Source organism: Sphingobacterium spiritivorum ATCC 33861 (assembly GCF_000143765.1).
Classification (GTDB): Bacteria; Bacteroidota; Bacteroidia; order Sphingobacteriales; family Sphingobacteriaceae; genus Sphingobacterium; species Sphingobacterium spiritivorum.
In genome coordinates this window covers 455,426-474,609 of the sequence record NZ_GL379771.1, presented here as the reverse complement: position 1 = coordinate 474,609, position 19,184 = coordinate 455,426, and the positions used below count along the sequence as shown (strand labels likewise).

At 40.2% G+C, this 19,184-nt stretch carries 16 protein-coding genes; 3 read left to right on the top strand and 13 right to left on the bottom strand.

Annotation, left to right across the window (positions count from 1 at the left end; all coding sequences use genetic code 11):
• The first annotated feature begins 25 nt into the window (after window positions 1-25).
• Together HMPREF0766_RS12170 and HMPREF0766_RS12165 are read left to right on the top strand one after the other, a co-directional pair.
• Entirely contained in the window at window positions 26-307 is a 282-nt protein-coding gene (locus HMPREF0766_RS12170; RefSeq protein WP_002997581.1) for an acylphosphatase, read from the top strand.
• Window positions 308-351: 44 nt separating this feature from the next.
• Complete coding sequence (locus HMPREF0766_RS12165; RefSeq protein WP_081454849.1) at window positions 352-1,815, top strand: oligosaccharide flippase family protein; 1,464 nt, start codon at window positions 352-354, stop codon at window positions 1,813-1,815.
• 85 nt (window positions 1,816-1,900) lie between these two features.
• Here HMPREF0766_RS12165 and dusB read toward each other — a convergent pair whose 3' ends face one another.
• The 13 genes from dusB to trmD form a co-directional block, all read right to left on the bottom strand.
• Window positions 1,901-2,896: a tRNA dihydrouridine synthase DusB gene (gene dusB, locus HMPREF0766_RS12160; RefSeq protein ID WP_002997579.1), complete on the bottom strand. Its 996-nt coding sequence runs from the start codon at window positions 2,894-2,896 to the stop codon at window positions 1,901-1,903.
• A gap of 182 nt (window positions 2,897-3,078) precedes the next feature.
• Window positions 3,079-5,577 carry a TonB-dependent receptor domain-containing protein gene (locus HMPREF0766_RS12155; protein ID WP_002997577.1) on the bottom strand — a complete coding sequence of 833 codons (2,499 nt, stop codon included), beginning with the start codon at window positions 5,575-5,577 and terminating at the stop codon, window positions 3,079-3,081.
• Entirely contained in the window at window positions 5,577-6,755 is a 1,179-nt protein-coding gene (locus HMPREF0766_RS12150; protein ID WP_002997575.1) for a PepSY-associated TM helix domain-containing protein, read from the bottom strand. Before HMPREF0766_RS12150 ends, HMPREF0766_RS12155 begins: the two co-directional genes overlap by 1 nt.
• A gap of 230 nt (window positions 6,756-6,985) precedes the next feature.
• A complete protein-coding gene (locus tag HMPREF0766_RS12145; RefSeq protein WP_002997573.1) occupies window positions 6,986-8,215 on the bottom strand; it encodes a DUF4374 domain-containing protein in 1,230 nt (409 codons plus the stop codon).
• 22 nt (window positions 8,216-8,237) lie between these two features.
• Window positions 8,238-10,631, bottom strand: a complete 2,394-nt coding sequence (locus HMPREF0766_RS12140; RefSeq protein ID WP_002997571.1) for a TonB-dependent receptor — start codon at window positions 10,629-10,631, stop codon at window positions 8,238-8,240.
• Between the two features lie 247 nt (window positions 10,632-10,878).
• Window positions 10,879-12,087 carry a hypothetical protein gene (locus tag HMPREF0766_RS12135; protein ID WP_002997568.1) on the bottom strand — a complete coding sequence of 403 codons (1,209 nt, stop codon included), beginning with the start codon at window positions 12,085-12,087 and terminating at the stop codon, window positions 10,879-10,881.
• An 8-nt stretch (window positions 12,088-12,095) separates the two neighbouring features.
• Entirely contained in the window at window positions 12,096-12,722 is a 627-nt protein-coding gene (locus HMPREF0766_RS12130) for a hypothetical protein (protein WP_002997567.1), read from the bottom strand.
• Window positions 12,723-12,757: 35 nt separating this feature from the next.
• A complete protein-coding gene (locus tag HMPREF0766_RS12125) occupies window positions 12,758-13,273 on the bottom strand; it encodes an RNA polymerase sigma-70 factor (RefSeq protein WP_282645218.1) in 516 nt (171 codons plus the stop codon).
• Between the two features lie 76 nt (window positions 13,274-13,349).
• Window positions 13,350-14,132, bottom strand: coding sequence for an indole-3-glycerol phosphate synthase TrpC (gene trpC / locus HMPREF0766_RS12120; protein WP_002997563.1), 783 nt, complete (start codon window positions 14,130-14,132; stop codon window positions 13,350-13,352).
• 1 nt (window position 14,133) lies between these two features.
• Complete coding sequence (locus tag HMPREF0766_RS12115) at window positions 14,134-14,706, bottom strand: anthranilate synthase component II (RefSeq protein ID WP_002997561.1); 573 nt, start codon at window positions 14,704-14,706, stop codon at window positions 14,134-14,136.
• On the bottom strand, window positions 14,678-14,992 hold the full coding sequence (locus HMPREF0766_RS12110) for a chorismate mutase (RefSeq protein WP_002997559.1): 315 nt from the start codon (window positions 14,990-14,992) through the stop codon (window positions 14,678-14,680). The genes HMPREF0766_RS12115 and HMPREF0766_RS12110 overlap by 29 nt, the downstream gene beginning before the upstream one ends.
• Window positions 14,989-16,392 (bottom strand): anthranilate synthase component I family protein, encoded by a 1,404-nt coding sequence (locus HMPREF0766_RS12105; protein ID WP_002997557.1) that lies wholly within the window; start codon window positions 16,390-16,392, stop codon window positions 14,989-14,991. Before HMPREF0766_RS12105 ends, HMPREF0766_RS12110 begins: the two co-directional genes overlap by 4 nt.
• A gap of 249 nt (window positions 16,393-16,641) precedes the next feature.
• The gene (gene trmD, locus HMPREF0766_RS12100; RefSeq protein WP_002997555.1) at window positions 16,642-17,319 is read right to left on the bottom strand and encodes a tRNA (guanosine(37)-N1)-methyltransferase TrmD; all 678 of its coding nucleotides are present in this window, start codon (window positions 17,317-17,319) and stop codon (window positions 16,642-16,644) included.
• A 458-nt stretch (window positions 17,320-17,777) separates the two neighbouring features.
• On the opposite strand from trmD, the gene HMPREF0766_RS12095 reads away from it, so the two are divergent.
• Window positions 17,778-19,169, top strand: a complete 1,392-nt coding sequence (locus HMPREF0766_RS12095; protein WP_002997552.1) for an RtcB family protein — start codon at window positions 17,778-17,780, stop codon at window positions 19,167-19,169.
• Window positions 19,170-19,184 lie beyond the last annotated feature (15 nt).

The window sequence follows — 19,184 nt, the reverse complement described above, 5'->3', positions numbered from 1 at the left end:
AATCTTCTGTACTTTTGTTTCTGATATGAAACATTGGAATATTTCTGTTAGGGGAAAAGTACAGGGGGTTTATTTTAGACTTACGACTAAGGCGGTCGCTGATCAATTAGGGGTAAAGGGCTTTGTGAGTAACTTGCCTGACGGATCTGTATATATAGAAGCCGAAGGGGATGACTTTGCTTTAGCGTCTTTACTTGAGTTTTGTGAAGAAGGACCCGAAAGAGCAGAAGTTGCGGAAGTCTCCGCAACAGATGGCGAGTGGAAAGGCTTCAGGAATTTTGAAGTATTAAAGAAAGTCAGTCATTAAAACTTAGATCGTTGTCAGTTCTCAAAAAATTTGCCGGTCAAACGATGATTTATGGATTGAGTACCATCTTCTCGAGGTTACTCTACTTCATCATGACCCCGCTGTATGTCAGTAAATATCCGCCAGCAGCATATGGAATATTTACGAATATGTATGCCTGGGCCTCTATGATCAATGCTGTACTGGCATTCGGAATGGAGACGACCTATTTTCGTTACCTTCAGAAAGTAGAAGATAAGGATAAACAAAGGGTGTTTAATAACAGCTTTATTGTTATCGCTTTTTTCGCACTGTTGTTTCTCATCAGTGCAAATATATTCTCGGGGCAGATTTCCGCCCTGCTTAATAAAGGACAGTTTGATCGGGACTACCAGCAATATATTCAATATTTTGCCATTATTCTGACGGCTGATGCACTTGCCGTTGTGCCTTTTGCCAAACTCCGGTCTCAGGGGCGACCTATTCGCTTTGCTATCATCAAACTGGTCAATATCCTGACCATGATAGGGCTTAACCTCTTTTTTATTCTGATCGTTCCTGTAATAATATCAGATGGAGGAGCCGTCGGAGACTGGTTTGCCGGATGGTTTAACGATGGCTGGATCGGATACGTATTTATCTCTAATCTGGTAGCAAGTGTGCTGACTCTTATTCTGTTGTTGCCGGAAATGACACAATTTAGCTTTCAACCGGACAGGAAATTAATCAAAAGCATGCTTTCCTATAGCTTCCCGATCCTGATTGCCAATATCTCTTTTATTATCAATGAGAATCTGGATAAGATCGTAATGCCGATGTATCTCCCAAAAGAAATCGGAGATCGGGATAATGGTATATATGGAGCTGTATCCAAACTGGCGATGTTCCTGAGTATCTTTGTACAGGCATTCCGGCTGGGAGCAGAACCATTTTTCTTTTCGTATTCAAAGAATGCTAATGCGCGGTCTACCTATGCTTTTATAATGGAATATCTGGTCATTGCGATGATGATCGTGATGGTGGGTATATCTGCTAATATAGAATGGCTCAAATTTTTTATCAAGGGAGACGCTGCCCATCGTGAAATTTTCTGGTCGGGACTGTTTATTGTTCCATTGCTGCTGTTTAATTACGTGCTTCTCGGTATATATATGAATCTGTCTGTATGGTACAAGCTGTCTGATCAGACGAGATATGCACTTTATATTTCAGGAATAGGAGCATTGATTACGGTTGTTGCCAATTATTTTCTGATTCCCAGGTACAGCTATGCAGGAGCAGCCTTTGTTACTTTTCTGGCTTATGCCTCTATGGTAATCCTGTCTTATATCTGGGGACAGAAAAATTATCCTATACCTTATAAAGTCGGGAAAATGCTGATATATATGCTGATAGGTGCCGGAATTACGTATCTGTCTAATTTTGTATTCGACCGCAATCTGATTATTGGTAATGCACTGTTTGCGGTATTTCTGGCCGGTATTTTTATTGCAGAGCGCAAGAAAATAAGAGCTGTTCTGAAACGATGAGAATATTTCCCTCTCCTTTTTTAAGAGAACCTGTTCCGACTCGTCGGAAGAGGAAGGAGAGGTTCGTCTGTTTCCCGGATACGGATTAAATAATTTCCTCTGTAAACTGATGTTGGATCTCATCCAGCACCTCATGAATTTCATGATGCGACTGCAGTCCCACTAGTTTCATTCTGTATTCTTTAAAATTAGGAATACCTTTAAAATAATTGGCGTAGTGTCTGCGCATTTCAAAAATACCTGTTTTTTCACCTTTCCATTCAATAGATTTGGTAAGGTGGGTGCGACATACCTCCACACGTTCCACAATTGTAGGTCCCTCTAACCGTTGTCCGGTTTCAAAGAAATGCTTGATTTCTCTGAATATCCAAGGATATCCGATAGAAGCCCGTCCTATCATGATACCGTCTACTTCAAACTCTTGTCTCCAGGCAGCAGCTTTTTCTACAGAATCTATATCTCCGTTTCCGAAAATCGGGATCTTGATACGCGGATTGCGTTTTACATCTCTGATCATAGACCAGTCTGCCTGTCCTTTGTACATCTGCGCGCGTGTACGCCCGTGAATAGAAAGGGCTTTGATGCCTACATCCTGAAGACGTTCAGCGACTTCGTATACATTCTTGGTATTATCGTCCCATCCCAGGCGGGTCTTGACAGTCACCGGAAGGTGAGTAGCTTCCACTACTGCCTTTGTCATGGCCACCATCTTATCTACATCCTGAAGCAGACTGGAACCGGCTCCTTTACAGACTACATTTTTAACAGGACAACCATAGTTAATATCTATCAGGTCAGGGTTTGCCAATGAACATATTTCGGAAGATTGACGCATATGTTCGATTTCTGATCCAAAGATCTGGATACCGATAGGTCGCTCATATTCAAAAATATCCAGCTTCTGTCTGGACTTGGCCGCATCGCGGATCAGCCCTTCAGAAGAGATAAATTCCGTATACATCATATCTACTCCATTTTGCTTACAGACATAACGGAAGGGAGGATCACTCACGTCTTCCATGGGAGCTAATAATAACGGAAAGTTACCTAAATCAATATGATCACCAATCTTGACAGACATCTTTTGAAAATTTTTCCAAAGATACGCAATTTTAAATTTCTAACGTAAAAGTGATGATACCCTTAGTGATACGACCAGTAACAGGATTTTAGTATAGTAGTGTAAAACAAAAAAAGCACCGACAATAAAGATGATTTGCAAAACCATCTTTATTGTCGGTGCTATGTTATTATTTTGTTTGTTTACAGTCTGTTTTTGATATCCTCACTTCCTGTACTTCTGTCTTTTCCGGAAGAAAAATCTCCTCCAAAGCGGTAAGTAAAGGTCAGCAAGGCAGAACGGCTGTCCCGGTTGATTTTTCCGAAGGTACGGATGTCCGTATAATTCGTTTCGTAACGACGTTGGTTGGTCATGAAGATATCATTAATCACCAGCTTCAACATCGCTTTATTCTGTAGAAAGTTTTTCTGTATACCTGTGTATACCACACCGTAGCTTTTTAATTCGTGTACACCGACTGTCATACCCGAAATATAATTTCCGCCAAGCTCAAACCTCCAGTTGTGCAGCAACGAAAAGGTGTTTTGTCCGTTAAATGCTAATGTATTCCCGGCTCTTATACTTAAAGATTCGCCCATAGGAAGTTCATATTTATTGCGGTAAAAGTTACCAAAATAAGTAGCAGTCCACCATTTGGTAAGTTGTAAGGGTACAGTCAGTGATACCCCCATATTCGTAAATGTTCCGAGGTTTGCCGGGCGCTCAAAGACCGTGTTAGGTTCGGATGGATCACGACCTACGATTTCGTTCACTACATCTTCAGAATGGCTGTAATTTGCAGTCAGGATATATTTTCTTAAAAGCGTATACCCTAACTCAAATGAATTGGCAAAAGAAGGATTTAGTTTAGAATTACCTTCATAATATGAAAATGGATCTGTGTATACTCTGAATGGATTCATATCCCAAAAAGAAGGTCGTTTTACACGTCTGCTGTAATTAGCCTGCATTTTATGCTGGTCATTAATGGAATAGGTTAAAAAAACAGATGGAAACAGGTTAAAATAATTTTTAGTGAATGTCTCATTTGTTGTTAACTGTTCCCCCTTTGTATCTGTATATTCTCCACGCAGACCTATTTGTGTGTTAAATTTTCCCCATTCTTTATTTACATTGACATATGCTGCCTGAATACTTTCATGATAAATAAAATGATTGCTGGTTTTCAGATCCGGTACATATTGATCCTGCTGAAGAGTGTCATAGCGCAGATCATTTTCTGTTTTTACGAGACTTCCTTTATATCCGGCTTCAAACTTCAACCCATTTTCAAATGGTAAAGTATAATCTAATTTTCCGACATATACCTTATTCCTGGAAGGAATATCCCCAATCCGACCAGATAGCGGACGTATCTGTTCCTGTGCTTCGTTGGTATAAGTGGTTAAGAGGGATTGATCCATCTTTGAATAATGATATACATGGTCCAGATCTATTGTCAACTGATGACCATTTTCATCAAACTTGTGTACATAATTGATATTGTACAACATGTCTTCCCAACGTTCCCTTCCTTCTGTCACGGTATTCGCCCGCCATAAGAGCTTTTGTGTGGCCGCATTGCTGAAATCATTTTGTGTAGGCTCGTACTTTGGAAATTTGCCAAATCCACCGTTGATCAGAAAACCAATGCTGTTTTTAGGAGATAATATAAAGTCAGCTCCGACACGGAAATTGTTGGATCTCAACTTTGGTTTTTCCAGGTTGGTCTGTTTCGAAATAAATTCAGGTTTACCGGAAGTATTGTCCAGCAGATAACGTGTCAGTTCCATTCTGTTTTCCAGATTTTGGTAGTACTGATTGTAGATGGCAAAAAAGTTTGTGTTGGAGGTGCGGTAATTCAGGTTGATACTTCCGCCGAGCTGTGTACCTCTTCCTGCCCCTCCGTTGAGATTTAATGTGCCGTTAAATCCTTGTTTTAGCCCTTTTTTAAGAACAATGTTTATGATACCGCTTTCGCCCGCTGCTTCATATTTAGAAGAAGGATTTGTCATCACTTCAATCTTGGTCACATCCAGTGAAGAAGTACTGCGAAGAAGATTGGCCAGCTGATCTGCAGACAGATAGGTAAGTTTACCATTGATCATGACAGATGCGTCGGATTTACCTTTGAGGCTGACTTTTCCGTCGGAAGATACGGACAGTCCCGGTATTTTATTCAATAATTCGAGACTTGAACTTCCGTCAGAGAGAGCTGAATTTTCGACATTAACAATCATTTTGTCTATCTGTTGTTCAATAAGAGGCTTTTTCTTTTCAATAATTACTTCATCCATAACATTGGATTTGCCAACCAGCTGGATAACACCCATGTCATGATTGGTGCCGGGATGGGTAATGTTAAAGCGGTTTCCTATATGATCCTGATGAGCCAGACTCTTGATGGAGATATAATATTTTCCTGATACAATATTTTTAAACATAAATGTTCCGGTACTAGCGGTTACTGTGACTACAGTTTCGGTAATATTCTCTGCATTATGCAGACTGACTGTCATGTAAGGAAGAGTCTTTTCTGTATGATCGACCACTTTCCCCCGGATGCTGGATCCGGATTGGGCAAAGGTTGGTGAAGCCTTTAGTAAAGCTGCGGCTAGAAATAGTAAATATATTGATCTCATGATATGGATACGTGCGATTCGTTGTGGTGCAAACCAGATGTTTTGGAATATAGAGTACATCAGGTCACTTGTAATACTGTTTTAGTTCTTTTGCCCGACTTTCCCGGACGATCTTTGCGGGTGTTTGTTTTTTTTCTTTTTTTGCCCCACCAGATGTAAAATCCGGTTATCGGCAGACTCGCGCAGATCAGACTGGCCAGAAAATACAGAATCTTGGTTGTCATGCCACCGATGAATCCGGTGTGAAGAGCATAATTGTTGCGCATCAGCCATTCTGTTCTGTTGGAATCTTCCATCTTTTTCTGCGTCCGTGGAGTCAGTGCTAATGTCTCCCGATCAAAAGAGAGATCTCTCCAGCTGCCTGCATGCATATCGGTGCAGGAGTATATTGTTTTATCATCCCCTTCCGGAATGTGTATAATGACAGCTTCTTTATTGTGTAAAGCGATCTCCTTGCGTACAGTAAACCATATCTTGTCTGCTTTTTGAAGATCCTCTTCCAGTGTGAAAGCTATTTTCTGTCCCTCATCTGCTTTTTTAACTTCCGTTTTGGGTCTTGGAGGATAACCTCCACTCAGCCATACGATAGATTGTCTCATCCAAGGAAAGCTCATCACCAATCCTGTTAGAGACATTAACAGGGCGAGAAGTAAAGAGTAAAAGCCGAGTACGTTATGCAGGTCGTAGTTTATTCTTTTGAAGCGGGCTTTCCAGTTGATAAAAAAGCTTTGTTTTGCAGATCTTTTATTCCATTTTTTAGGCCACCAGAGTATAATGCCTGTAATAAGCAGAGAAAAGAATATAAGTGTACTATACCCGACCACTTTCTTTCCGATTTTACCGGGAAACCACAGATGACGATGGCCTTCGTCTATAAAATGGAAGAAATCTTCATGATGTGCTGTTGCCAGTACTTCTGCGTTGTAAGGATTGACGTATAAAATACTGTCACTATCATGCAGATTGACTTTGACAGACCTATTGAGTCCATTATACCAGAAGCTTTCCGCTTCTTTTTCAGGAAATGCTTGCTTTATACTTTTGTACAGCACGGAGGGAGCCAGCTGCTCGTCAGCAGTTTTCTCTTCTACAGCAATATAATCTGTTGTCCACATTCTGATTTCCTGTTCAAAAACCAGTATACAACCGGTCAGACTGATGAGCACAACAGGTATTCCGGTTACTATTCCTAACCAAAGGTGTAACCAGGCATTGAGTTTACTTAATCTTTTTTTCACTTATTTCTTTTATAAACCGGGAGCAAACAGACTTCTCCCGGTCTGAAGGTTAATGCTATTGATGTTAATATTTTAATTTGGACACAATTCCTGATTCAATACTTAAACTCTTGTATACGTTTGGATAGGTTAAAATAAAGGCAGTTGCATTTAGTGAATACTGCTGCCTTAAGGATGGAGATAATCAGGTCGGGGTAATCTGCCCGATCCCCGGCCTGATTTATAAAGGATTATTTCAGATTGTATAATACCGGGGTATCATCTGTACCGCCATCTACTTTAGCACCTTTGGTCAGCTTATCAGTTTTAGAATCGTAAGACCAGATATAGATCGCATCCGCTTTTGGATCATTGACCGCAATATATGCGACTCCATTATCCACTACTGCAGATGTAGAGTTTAACAACGGAGGGAAGTCCAGTCTGCGAATGATCTGCTGCGATCTTACATCTACAACATAGTACTCCCACATTGCAGCATACCACCAGTCATCTTTTGTTTTGACCATGTTTGCAGCATCTTTGGCATTTGCAATAATCACTTTTCCATTTCCAAGATTTGCTACTCCAAGCTGGTGATCTCCATTCAGACTTTTGCTTGTGTTGAAGAAGTAGTTTTTATCAAATTCTGTTTCTCCGTTTTTGATCCGGAAGAAAGCTGTCGGTAAGTGTGGTTTGCCACCACCTAACATTTTCATTGGCAGAGAAAGAAGGTACGTATAGCCTTCATCACTGAATTTGTGGAAATACCCGTTTCTGATAGCACCGATAGGAGCAGAGCGACTTTCTGTACCTGTGATCTTGAAGTTATTAAAGGTGTTAAGATCCATTGTCGCCGTGTATGAGTTATCTAAAGTGGTATTTGTTTTCAGATCTTTCAGCGTAAGCGTCACAAGTATCTTGTTGCCTTGAGGAATAGCCGAATTAATACCTATACTGTGATCTGCAGGAATCTGCGTGCCCGTCTGGATTTTTCCGCTTTTTAAGATTTCAAGAGTTGTCGCGTTCATGATCGCAAATTCATCCCCGTTACGCGTACCAAATGCTAATGTATTATCATCAATCCAGGTATGCCATCCCAGGTATGGGTAAGAAAACTTTGTAAAAGGCACAACTTTTTCTGTAACCAACTCTCCGGATTCAAAATTGTATTTTCCGAATTTTGAACCTTCCGGATCAAGGTGAAAGAAATACTTACCCTTTTGAATCTTATTTTCTGACCAGGTAAATATGCTTGTTACATCTGTACCTTTTCCTACAGGCGATATAGTACCACTCATCAGATCCTTTATCGGAAGTAAGTAATACCCGTTAGTTGTGCTGTACGTAATAGCATAATTTGCTTTTGAATCCTGTGGTTCGGTAGTACCTCCGTCAGATTTGCTACATCCTGTCATCGAAGCGGTAGCCAGACTCAATCCGGCTAACATTGCCAATGAATTTTTAATTGTACTGATCATCTTATTTTATGTTAAATAATTATTATTGAATACTGTATCTAAGTTTCACGGAAAAGGAACGTCCCGGTTTTTGTTGTTTGAAAACATCATAAGCTATCTGATCTGTCAGATTCTTACCTTCAAGTGTGATATGATATTTGTTGTCTTTCATCGAATAGGTCACGGCGAGATTGTTTAACCACTGTTCCGGGATATAATCTTTTGTTTGTTTACCTCCCAGTTTGGACCAGCTCAGCGAATAACTGTTGACAAACTGCAGGTAGTAATTGACAACCAGTGAACTTTCTTTGGTTCCGAATGGATTGCGAAAAAGTGCGCTGACATCTGCATTTCCGTATAACCAGGGTTCATTTGGTGTGCGGCTGCCATAGGTGATATCTACTCTGTTTTCTGTTCCTTTTATATACTTTTCTCTGTTTTGAGCATTATAATAGCTCATATTTACCATCGCTTTCAACCAGCTTTGGTAAGTGTATTTTGCTTCAAAATCGGCTCCGTTTATTTTGACTCCACCCTGATTTTTGGATTGGCTTTTACTTCCGTTGCTGCCTTCTTCATATTGCTGGGAAATAATGTAATCCTTTGCATTTCTGTAAAATGCTGAAGCATCGAAAGATAGACTGTGGTCTCCGAATGCAGTGTTGTAAAAAAAATTGATATTGTAATTGTCACTGTTGGCTGGTTTCAGATTTGGATTGCCTTCAATCTCTAACCCATTTCCGTATAATTCGGTAAATGTTGGCAATCTGTATGCATGTTCATAAGATGCTTTGATTCCAAATCCACCGAATATGGTATAAGAAGATGCAATTCCATATCCCGTAAAGTTGCTGCTTTCGCGGGTACTTTTGCCTGAGACATCATCAACCTTACCTGAAAGAATGTAGTTCTTTAAAAAATAACTGTTGACCCATTTATCTCCAAACAGGTTTTGCTGATAATTTAGTCCGAGTATATGTCTTGCTATCTTATTAGTTTTATTGTAGTATTGATTGTACGGGTCAATTTCATTAAATCTTTCACGCTGATTGATATTGAGGTTATAATTCAGGTTAAAGACATGATGCTTTGCTGCAGCATAATTCAGATTAGCCTGAGTGAGTGTATTATAGGATTTATCATGTGAAATAGACTTAGTTGAATTAAATTCTCCGGCATTAGGACGATATTCCCGGGCCTTGCCATCCCAGAAGAAGGGTGCATAAGAACTTGTATCTGTGATGACTCCCTTGCTGATATTAATATTGGAGAACAAGGTCGCAGAAAGGTTATCAATGAATAATCTGTTCTTGCGATAACGTATGCTCGGAGTTATACTATGAGACTTATTGTCCACCAAGCCGATCACTTTCTCCTGTGTAGCTCCGGTCTGCTGCTGTTTGTAGACATCATTATAAGTGATTCCCACTACAGCAACATCTGCCCATTTTTTATCTGCTACTCCTACCTCCAGTTGACCCATTGCCGAACGGTACTGGTCGTGGAATCTTCGTGCAGTACCTAAAGTGTCAAAGCGGGAGTCGTCCTGAATATTGGGTACAGTCAGGTAAAAATTTGCTTTCGGATTGGATTTCATAAGATAGTCGTTGTCCGAATAGTTATAGTAAGAGTTTACATTAACCATAATTCCGTTTTTATCCTTAAACCCGCCACTCACAGCTGCCCGGTGTGTGTTGAAAGAACCATAGCTGTAGCTTACATCCAGGAATTTTTTCTTATCCCGGTTGGTGACAATATTTACAGCTCCGCCGAGAGCATCTGATCCAAGGTGCGCCGGAATAACACCTTTATACACTTCTATACGCTCAGCAATATTGACTGGCATATTATTCAATGTCATACCCGATCCAAAGGATTCAATAGGGATACCGTCAATGAAAAATTTGATATAATTGCCGGAAAGTCCATTTAATGAAAATGTGAAATCAGAGCCCAATCCACCCTGTTCACGAATCCGAACACCGGTACTTCTGTTTAAGATCTGATTGATATCTGCGTTTGTATTTGCATATTGTCTGGTCTCAATAATATTGACATTAAGACCTGTCTCTTTGATTTTTTTTGACTGGGTCTTACCGTTAATATTGACTTCCGAGAGTTGGTTGAGATCCTTTTCTAAAGAAATGCGTAATGTAGCAGGTATTGAAGCCGTATTGATTTTGACGCTTGTCTTTTTGAAACCTACTGCAGAGATAAGGAGAACATGCTGGCCATCTGCTAATCCCGAAATTTTGAATTCCCCGTTTTCAATAGATTTAGTGCCGATAGTTGAATTTTGAATTTGAATACTTGCATCAGGAATTCCTTCATTTGTATTATTGACAATACGTCCTTTTACTTCATTCCGCTGTTGAGCTACACTGATAATCGATATGGAGGCAAAGATGATATACCATACCGTTTTTAAATACGACATTATTATTTAGATTAATTATATATAAGATATGTTGCTCTTCTTCGGATTTACCGAAGGCCGGGTATAAACTTATTTTTAAATTAAAATGTAAGTGATTGGTGTTGAGTAATATGTAAGATTTATATTTTAGAAAAAATAACTGTTTGGCGGACTATAAGGGAATTATCCCATGCGGTAGAATAAAAAAGCATGACCATTTGGCCATGCTTTTCTTTTGATCGGTTTCAGGAGAAATTTGCAATGTATCCTACAAACTATCCATACGCAGAATAAAGTCTACACGTTGAGATAATCCGGTGCCTTTGCTGATCTTCGCTGTAGGTATATCATACACCCAGATGCTATGTGTATTTGTTGAATCATCAATTCCGATATATGCCTTATTGTTTTGTACGATCACAGATTCTTTTCGGGTACCTTTATCAAACGGAAGGTCAAGTTTGACCATATCTCCATTCCTCAGATTGACGCGGTAATATTCAAAATGGTAAGTGGAATGGTGATCCTGAAAATTATGATAACGGTCTTTTCGTTCACTGCGGATCAGCGCTTCCTGATTGCCCAGATACCACATTCCATAAGCATGATTGTTTATCTTGTTGGAGATATTGATCATATAATCCGGAGCAATTTTATTCGTTTTGGCATCAATTCTAAAGATTGCAGTTGGTTTTTTTAGATTATTGCCCAGTGCTATACCAGGACAGCTCATAAAGTAGAAATCTTTATTTTCATCTTCAAAGCTATAAGACTGGACTGTATTGATGCCGCCCGGATAGGTAGAGCGGGAATCTTTCTGAATATTGTTTATCTGCATGGTCTGAACATCCAGAGTAGCTACATACATCGTATCTATCGTAGTATAGTCATTTTTTGCCATGGTCTTGTTAAACGAATAGCCAATAAACATCTTGTTATCCCGCATATAATTAAAGCCGATGGATAAAAACGGAAATTCTTTGGACGGAAAGGTTACAGGAATAGAACCGGAGGATACGATACGAAACGATTTGCTGTCTATTTTGTAATATTCCAGCTTGGAGTAAGTCCGGTCATCCAGAGTCAGCAGCAGTAATGTATCTCTGGCAATCCAATATTTATTTTCGATATGTTTGTCCTGTATAGGGATGGAGGAGACCTGCTGAAGGCCGTCAGTCTGCAGGGAATATTTATTAAAGCTGTTTTGTCCGCCATCCATATGATAATAAAAACCATCTTTGATAATAATCGACCGGTCAAATGTACTGTTTGGGACCGTGATCATTTGCTCTGAATTGATAACGGAGTTTGATGCTAAACTGTCAAGTGTCATGATGGCGTGACCACCATCTTTTGTCATCAGATATAGGGAGTATGTTCCGTTCGTTTTGATTGTAGATTTTGTTCGGCTGCAGCCAGCCGCGAGCAGGGTCAGAATAATTAAAAGATTGTATACTGATATCTTTAAAGCTGACATATTCTCGACTAAGAAATATTAAATTGTATTTTTAACTGGTTTTGTAAAATAGGAGATAGGAAAGTCAGCTCCTGCTTTGTCAGTACAATATGCTGACAGCTTTTATTCTGATCCAATAAAATATAGGTTTCTCCCGATTTAAGTTTGATCCGGTGGTTTCGGTCACACACATTAAGAATAATATCTTTTTTTGGCGTAAACATAATATCTCCTTTGACATCCAGTTCCCCTGTTTCTGTATTGATACGTGCAAAAGATTTTTTAGAGAGCGTTATATTATAGTTATGCTCCTCATAATTCCGGATCTGATCTCCCGAAAGATTATCAAATGTAAATCGGTTTGCAAGAGAGGGCTGATTATTAATAAATATTGCCCTAACGCCTATAATCGCGATCAGTATAGCTGCAACTGCTGCCCAGATGCCAGGATGAAATATGCGTAAGTTTTTCTTCTGTTTAATATCCTGTCGGATATTTGACCACATTTCTACTTTTACCCGTTCGGTATCCGCTACAGGTTTTATATCGCCTTCTATCTCCAGATCATCATTTTCCAGCCACTGCTCTACTAACTCCTGTTCTTCTTCCGAACATAAGCCAAGATGATATTTTTCTAAGAGCTGTTTGCTGATCATGCAGATAGTGATACTATGAATAGATAAAGATAAAATTATTTTATGTAATCCGACAAATGAGTTTTTAATGTAGAGAGTGCCCTGCTGATATGGTATTCTACTGCTCTTTCCGAAATAAAAAGCCGGGATGCGATTTCCTTATTTGTCAGACCTTCGTGCCGGCTCATCTTGAAGACATTCTTACATTGATTTGGAAGAGATCCGATCAGGTTGTTTATTTTAATTGAAAGTTCCTGCACCTCTACAGAATTTTCATGGTATTCCTCTTTGTAAGCATTCAGAATCACCTCATGGTGTTGCTGGCGTGTCACTTTATTGCGTATATATTCAAATGTTTTCAACTTTACAGATCGTATCAGATAACGCTTCACTTCCTTAAGTTCCAGCTTATCCTTACGTTCCCAAACCGATTTGAATACTTCCTGTACGATCTCTTTCGCAATCTCTTCGTCCTGGATGGTTTTCACGCAAAAAAAGAACAACTTTTCCCAATGATCGAGATAAAGTTGTTCAAAACTCTCATGCGTAATAATGAACTTTGTTTCCTCCAAAATCTGATAGATCAAATACGTAAATAAACGTACCCGTCTGCAAATATACTTTATTTAGATTAGTTATAAATAATAATTATAATTCTTTGACAAAATTTGAAATCGCTACTGACGGATTTTCAGTTTTCATAAAATTCTCGCCAATCAGAAAAGCCTGAAAACCAGCTTTTTTGAGATTTTTTATAGTTTCAGGATCGGATATTCCGCTTTCTGAAACTTTAATGTACTGCGAAGGAATCTTATTGACAAGATCATAGGAATGATCCAGAGAGACCGAAAAGTCTTTCAGATTACGGTTGTTTACGCCTATGGCATCTATGGTATCAAAGAGACTGCGGTTTAATTCCTCCTGGTCGTGTACTTCCAGTAATACATTTAACCCCAGTTGCTTGGCATAGGCGGAAAAATCCAGAATTTCCCCTGCTGTCAGGCAGGCTGCGATCAACAGAATAATATCAGCTCCATATGCCTTCGCTTCAGCGATCTGATACTTGTCTACAATAAATTCTTTTCGTAACAAAGGAATAGTCAAAGCCTTCCGTGCTTCTGTCAGATCATCAAGTGTGCCCTTAAAAAAATCAGTGTCTGTCAGTACAGATATGGCGGAAGCTCCTGCAGCCTGATAACCGCTGACGACCTCTGTCACAGATGATACCCCATTGATAAGACCTTTGGAAGGAGAAGCTCTTTTATACTCGGCTATGATACCTGTTCGTTCCGGATGCAGGATACTGTCTCTGAGTACATAGCAGCTACGTCTGAAGAGCGGATAATTTTCAAGCTTTTCCAGAGGAACTTTGGTCTTAGCCTCTGCTACTTCCGTTTTTTTACGCTCAACGATTTTATCTAATATAGTCATGTTAATACTTTAGCCAGTTTTCGATTAATATTTTACCATTTTCTGTCAGGACAGATTCCGGATGAAACTGCATCCCTTTTACATCCAGTGTCTTGTGTGAAAGAGCCATGATAGTTCCGTTCTCATCCAATGCTGTGATCTGCAGGCTTTCCGGCAGAGATTCTTTCTCAACTGCCCATGAATGATAACGGCCAATCTTGGATCCGTTCGGAAAATTCCTGAATAATGATTCTTCAGGATCCGTTACAATAATAGCTGTGGCAACTCCGTGCAGAGGTTTTGTCATATTAAACAATTTGCCTCCAAAGACTTCTGCAATGGCTTGTTGGCCCAGACAGATACCCAGTATACTTTTATGCTCGGCATATGTACGGATGACATCCAGTAATAAGCCAGCTTCTTCAGGGATACCCGGTCCCGGTGATAATAAGATCTTATCAAAGGCTGCTACATCCTCAATCTTGAATTTGTCGTTTCTCCACACTTCATATTCTTGTCCGCATTCTTGTAAAAGATGCACCAGATTATAGGTAAATGAGTCGTAATTATCGATTACTAATACTTTGCTGCTCATCGAATTTGTTTAATTCTTCGTTTATAAAATAATTTACAATATCACTAAAAATGCCTTCCACAAAGGACGCTTTCAATCCGAAACCTTTAGCCAGTTCCAGACGGTCCTTTAGCATTTGGTTGACACGTTCTTCAGCGATAACTTCTTCGGTGCTGTTTTTAAAATCAGCTGCTTTTGCTACATAATCCTTACGGAGAGCGATCAGTTCCAGGATGCGATAATCAATCGTATCGATAGATGAGCGTACATGAGCAAGATTTTCACAATATTCTAAAGGCCTGATCATAATGTTTCTGCTAATTCCAGCGCTTTTCTTAACGCTGCTATTTTGTTATTTACTTCCTGCAATTCCATTTCAGGGTCAGAGTCGAGTACAATGCCTCCGCCAGCCTGATAGTGTAAGAGGTTTTGTTTACTAAGAAAGGAGCGGATCATAATAGCATGATTGAAGTCGCCGTTAAATCCCATATAACCTATTGCTCCGCTGTAAAAAGAACGCTGCTGTCCCTCATATCTGTCGATGAGTGTCAGGGCCATATGTTTGGGAGCTCCGCTTAGTGTGCCGGCAGGGTATGTATCACCCACTACATCAAAAGGATTGATATTATCTTTCAGTTTGCCTGTTACTTTGGAGACCAGGTGAATAATATGCGAATAATACTGCGCTTCTTTGTAAGAGCGTACAGTCACCTGATCACAGTGTCTGCTCAGGTCATTGCGGGCAAGATCCACCAACATTACATGTTCAGATGTTTCTTTGGGATCATTTTTTAATGCTTCCGCGATTTTCTCATCTTTTTCCATATCCCCGGTACGTTTGAATGTACCGGCAATAGGATAGATTGCAGCTTCGCTTTTGCGGATAGTCAGCTGAGCTTCGGGAGATGATCCGAAGATCTTGAAATCACCATAGTCAAAGTAAAACAGGTATGGAGAAGGATTGATAGAACGTAATGCACGGTATACATTAAATTCGTCGCCTAGAAAAGGAGTTGCAAATGCACGTGAAGGAACAATCTGAAAAACATCTCCGCGCTGAATGTGCTTTATCATCTTGCGAACCAGTTCCCGGTGTTCTTCATCTGTGCGGTTAGACGTTTCTTCTCCGTTGGTACGGAAATCATATTCCGGAAAGTTCTTATTCTTAATCAGGTATTCCATTTTTTCCAGACCGGATTCTTCTCCATTGAGAAGATGTTCGAAAATATAGAGCTGATTCCGGAAATGGTCAATCGCGATGACATACTTGTATACGTGATATTGTAAAAACGGAATATCACGTTTAGGGTCAATAGCAGTGGTCAGTTTGATGTCCTCGAAATGCTCAATACAGTCAAAGGTAAAGTACCCAAATAATCCATTCGAAATGACATTGATTTCGGGAGTTTCAATCTGACTGAACTTTTCTCTGAAAAGGGAAATTTCACTTCTCAAATCTATTTCATCTGCCTTTTTATATTCGACCTCCTGATTCGGATAGTGTATTTCAAGATTTTGTTTATTCAGTCTGATGCCTGCCAGTGGCTGGCAGCAGATATAACTGATATTATTGTCTCTGCTGTGGTAGTCCGAGCTCTCCAGCAACAGACTATTAGGGAAGGCATCCCGGAGACGCAGGTAGATACTTACCGGTGTAGTAGTATCTGCCAGTATCTTTTTAAAATTCGTTTCGAAATTGTATAACATGTATGCTCTATTTTTTTCTAATTTCCAGTAAAAACAAAAAACCCGACGTTTTCTGCGTCGGGTGAACTTCCATAAGTGGTTTTGGTTGATTATGAAATATTATGACAATACATTAGCACCCGATGCAATTTGCTCCAGGCCACCACCACGTATTGTTTAATTGAATTGTCAACATAATATCACAAATTTATAAAAAAAATTCATAATGCAAATTTTATGTGACAAAAAAATAAAAAAAAGCCTTTTTCGTTAGTCATTTAATAAATCCGGACGTCTTTCTTTAGTTCTTTGTAACTGCTGTTCGTCTCTCCATGCTAAAATCTTAGCCTCATTACCGCTCAATAATATGTCCGGTACCTTGTGCCCTCTCCATTCCGCAGGACGCGTATAGATAGGTGCATCCAGAAGCCCATCCTGAAAAGAATCAGATAGTGCTGACGTTTCGTCGGACAAGACTCCCGGGATAAGACGAATAATAGCATCGGTCAGAATAGCTGCAGGAAGTTCTCCTCCTGACAGAACATAATCTCCAATGGATATTTCTTTCGTAACATAGATATCACGTATGCGCTGATCAATACCTTTGTAATGTCCGCACAGGATCATCATATTCCCTTTTGTCGAAAGGGTATTGGCAATCTCCTGATTCAGCGTTTGACCATCCGGACTCATAAAGATAATCTCATCATAATCCCGCTCAGACTGCAGATATTCAATACATTTTGCAAAGGGCTCGATCTGCATGACCATCCCCGAACCTCCGCCATATGGATAATCATCCACAGACTTTTGTTTGTTGGTTGCATAGTCTCTCAGATTGTGAACAACGATCTCGGCCAGGCCCTTCTTTTGTGCCCTCTGCAGAATAGAATGTGCAAAAGGACTTGTCAGTAAATCAGGTAATACCGTAATAATATCAAAACGCATGCTGCAAAGATAGTGAATCGCTGCACAAGAGGGAATAGCCTGTAAAAATTAGCAAGATAACGCCGGATTATAAAGCCATTAATGTATAGTATGAGGAGAGAAATGTGATTTTTTAAGAAGAATATTTTGGTATTTAAGAAATAATTTAAATCTTTGCAGCGATATTAATGGTTTAACCCTTTTAAAACGAAGAAAAAATGTTTGTACTACATTCTACAGCTTTAGCTTCATCAGCAATTGGAATTGCTGAGGCTCTTCTTCGTGCTTCTTTCTCCTCTTAAGATTACTTAACGAAATATAAGAAAAGGCCCGAAGATCATTCGGGCTTTTTTGTTTATTCCGGACCCTTCACAGATTTTCCCGAATGGATATTAATCCGGCCGACTTCGATCGGCCGACAGTAACGCCTATGGATCATTGTATCCACAGGTATCGTATTGATTTGAATAAAAAATAACATGGGAAAGAAACTTTCCGGGAAGGACCTTATCAAATTGGGCTTCCCACAGAATAATGCAATAAATATTGCCTTAGGGCAAATACAACGTTATAGAAAGCGTGATAAAAAAGAAGCGATACTGGCGGATGCCAGACAGGTACTCCTTTCGCCCGAACAATTTCTGGGTGATGGAATATGGGGCAAAGTAGCGGAAGGACTGGTCAGACCCGTCGAAGTACGCTTGCAGCAATTGAGAACTTCAAGAGTTGCCTTCAGCATATTTGGGGAGAATGAAATCGATGAACAGGCAAAACGCCAGCTGTACGATGCATTGAAGCTGCCTGTAGCCGTTAGCGGAGCATTGATGCCTGACGCACATTCCGGTTACGGACTGCCGATAGGTGGGGTGCTGGCAACAGATAACGCTGTGATTCCGTATGGCGTTGGTGTAGATATCGGTTGTAGAATGAGTCTCTCTGTCTTTGATCTGCCTGCGAGCTATCTGAAAGGCAAAAGATTCCAACTGACGAATATGCTTTTAGAACAGACCTGCTTTGGTATGTACGAGACGCATAAGAACAGGGCAGATCATGAGATTTTTTCCCGAAAGGAATTTCAGGAAATACCAATTCTCAAAAATCTGCTGGGTAAAGCCTGGAAGCAGTTGGGGACTTCGGGAGGCGGCAACCACTTCGTTGAGTTCGGGATAGTGAATCTGAACAATCCAAGACCGGAGTGGAAACTCCCGGCGGGTGAATATGTAGCCTTATTGTCCCATAGCGGCTCCAGGGGATTAGGGGCTAATATCGCTAAACATTATACCTACCTCGCTGCAAAGCAATGTCCTCTGCCCCGGTCTGTACAGCATCTGGCTTGGTTAGATCTGGATACACATGATGGCCAGGAGTATTGGATGGCTATGAATCTGGCTGGTGACTATGCAAGTGCCTGTCATGATGATATCCACCGGCGCATAGCTAAAGCTCTGGGTAAACGTCCGGCATTTAAGGTAGAGAATCATCACAATTTTGCCTGGAAACAGCTGATCGACGGAAAGGAATGTATAGTACACCGTAAAGGAGCTACTCCGGCAGCAAAAGGAGAGCTGGGGATTATCCCGGGATCCATGACTGCTCCGGGATATATTGTGGTAGGGAAAGGAAATGAGAGCAGTTTGCAATCTGCTTCGCATGGAGCAGGAAGACTCTTGTCAAGGGCTGCATGTAAAGCTTCTTTCACACCTGGTCAGGTGCAAAAGCTACTTAAAGATACCGATGTCGAGCTTGTAGGGGGAAGTGTGGATGAAGCCCCGATGGCTTACAAAGATATCCGCAAAGTAATCGCACTTCAATCCGAATTAGTGGATATACTGGGGACGTTTACACCTAAAATTGTGCGGATGGATCGATAGTAAATAATGCAGGTG

What these genes read in the sequence shown, in the direction of transcription:
- HMPREF0766_RS12170 (WP_002997581.1), top strand. Translation starts at nt 26, where the DNA reads ATGAAACATTGGAATATTTCTGTTAGGGGAAAAGTACAGGGGGTTTAT.
- HMPREF0766_RS12165 (WP_081454849.1), top strand. Translation starts at nt 352, where the DNA reads ATGATTTATGGATTGAGTACCATCTTCTCGAGGTTACTCTACTTCATC.
- dusB (WP_002997579.1), bottom strand. Translation starts at nt 2,896, where the DNA reads ATGTCTGTCAAGATTGGTGATCATATTGATTTAGGTAACTTTCCGTTA.
- HMPREF0766_RS12155 (WP_002997577.1), bottom strand. Translation starts at nt 5,577, where the DNA reads ATGTACTCTATATTCCAAAACATCTGGTTTGCACCACAACGAATCGCA.
- HMPREF0766_RS12145 (WP_002997573.1), bottom strand. Translation starts at nt 8,215, where the DNA reads ATGATCAGTACAATTAAAAATTCATTGGCAATGTTAGCCGGATTGAGT.
- HMPREF0766_RS12140 (WP_002997571.1), bottom strand. Translation starts at nt 10,631, where the DNA reads ATGTCGTATTTAAAAACGGTATGGTATATCATCTTTGCCTCCATATCG.
- HMPREF0766_RS12135 (WP_002997568.1), bottom strand. Translation starts at nt 12,087, where the DNA reads ATGTCAGCTTTAAAGATATCAGTATACAATCTTTTAATTATTCTGACC.
- HMPREF0766_RS12130 (WP_002997567.1), bottom strand. Translation starts at nt 12,722, where the DNA reads ATGATCAGCAAACAGCTCTTAGAAAAATATCATCTTGGCTTATGTTCG.
- trpC (WP_002997563.1), bottom strand. Translation starts at nt 14,132, where the DNA reads ATGACTATATTAGATAAAATCGTTGAGCGTAAAAAAACGGAAGTAGCA.
- HMPREF0766_RS12115 (WP_002997561.1), bottom strand. Translation starts at nt 14,706, where the DNA reads ATGAGCAGCAAAGTATTAGTAATCGATAATTACGACTCATTTACCTAT.
- HMPREF0766_RS12110 (WP_002997559.1), bottom strand. Translation starts at nt 14,992, where the DNA reads ATGATCAGGCCTTTAGAATATTGTGAAAATCTTGCTCATGTACGCTCA.
- HMPREF0766_RS12105 (WP_002997557.1), bottom strand. Translation starts at nt 16,392, where the DNA reads ATGTTATACAATTTCGAAACGAATTTTAAAAAGATACTGGCAGATACT.
- trmD (WP_002997555.1), bottom strand. Translation starts at nt 17,319, where the DNA reads ATGCGTTTTGATATTATTACGGTATTACCTGATTTACTGACAAGTCCT.
- HMPREF0766_RS12095 (WP_002997552.1), top strand. Translation starts at nt 17,778, where the DNA reads ATGGGAAAGAAACTTTCCGGGAAGGACCTTATCAAATTGGGCTTCCCA.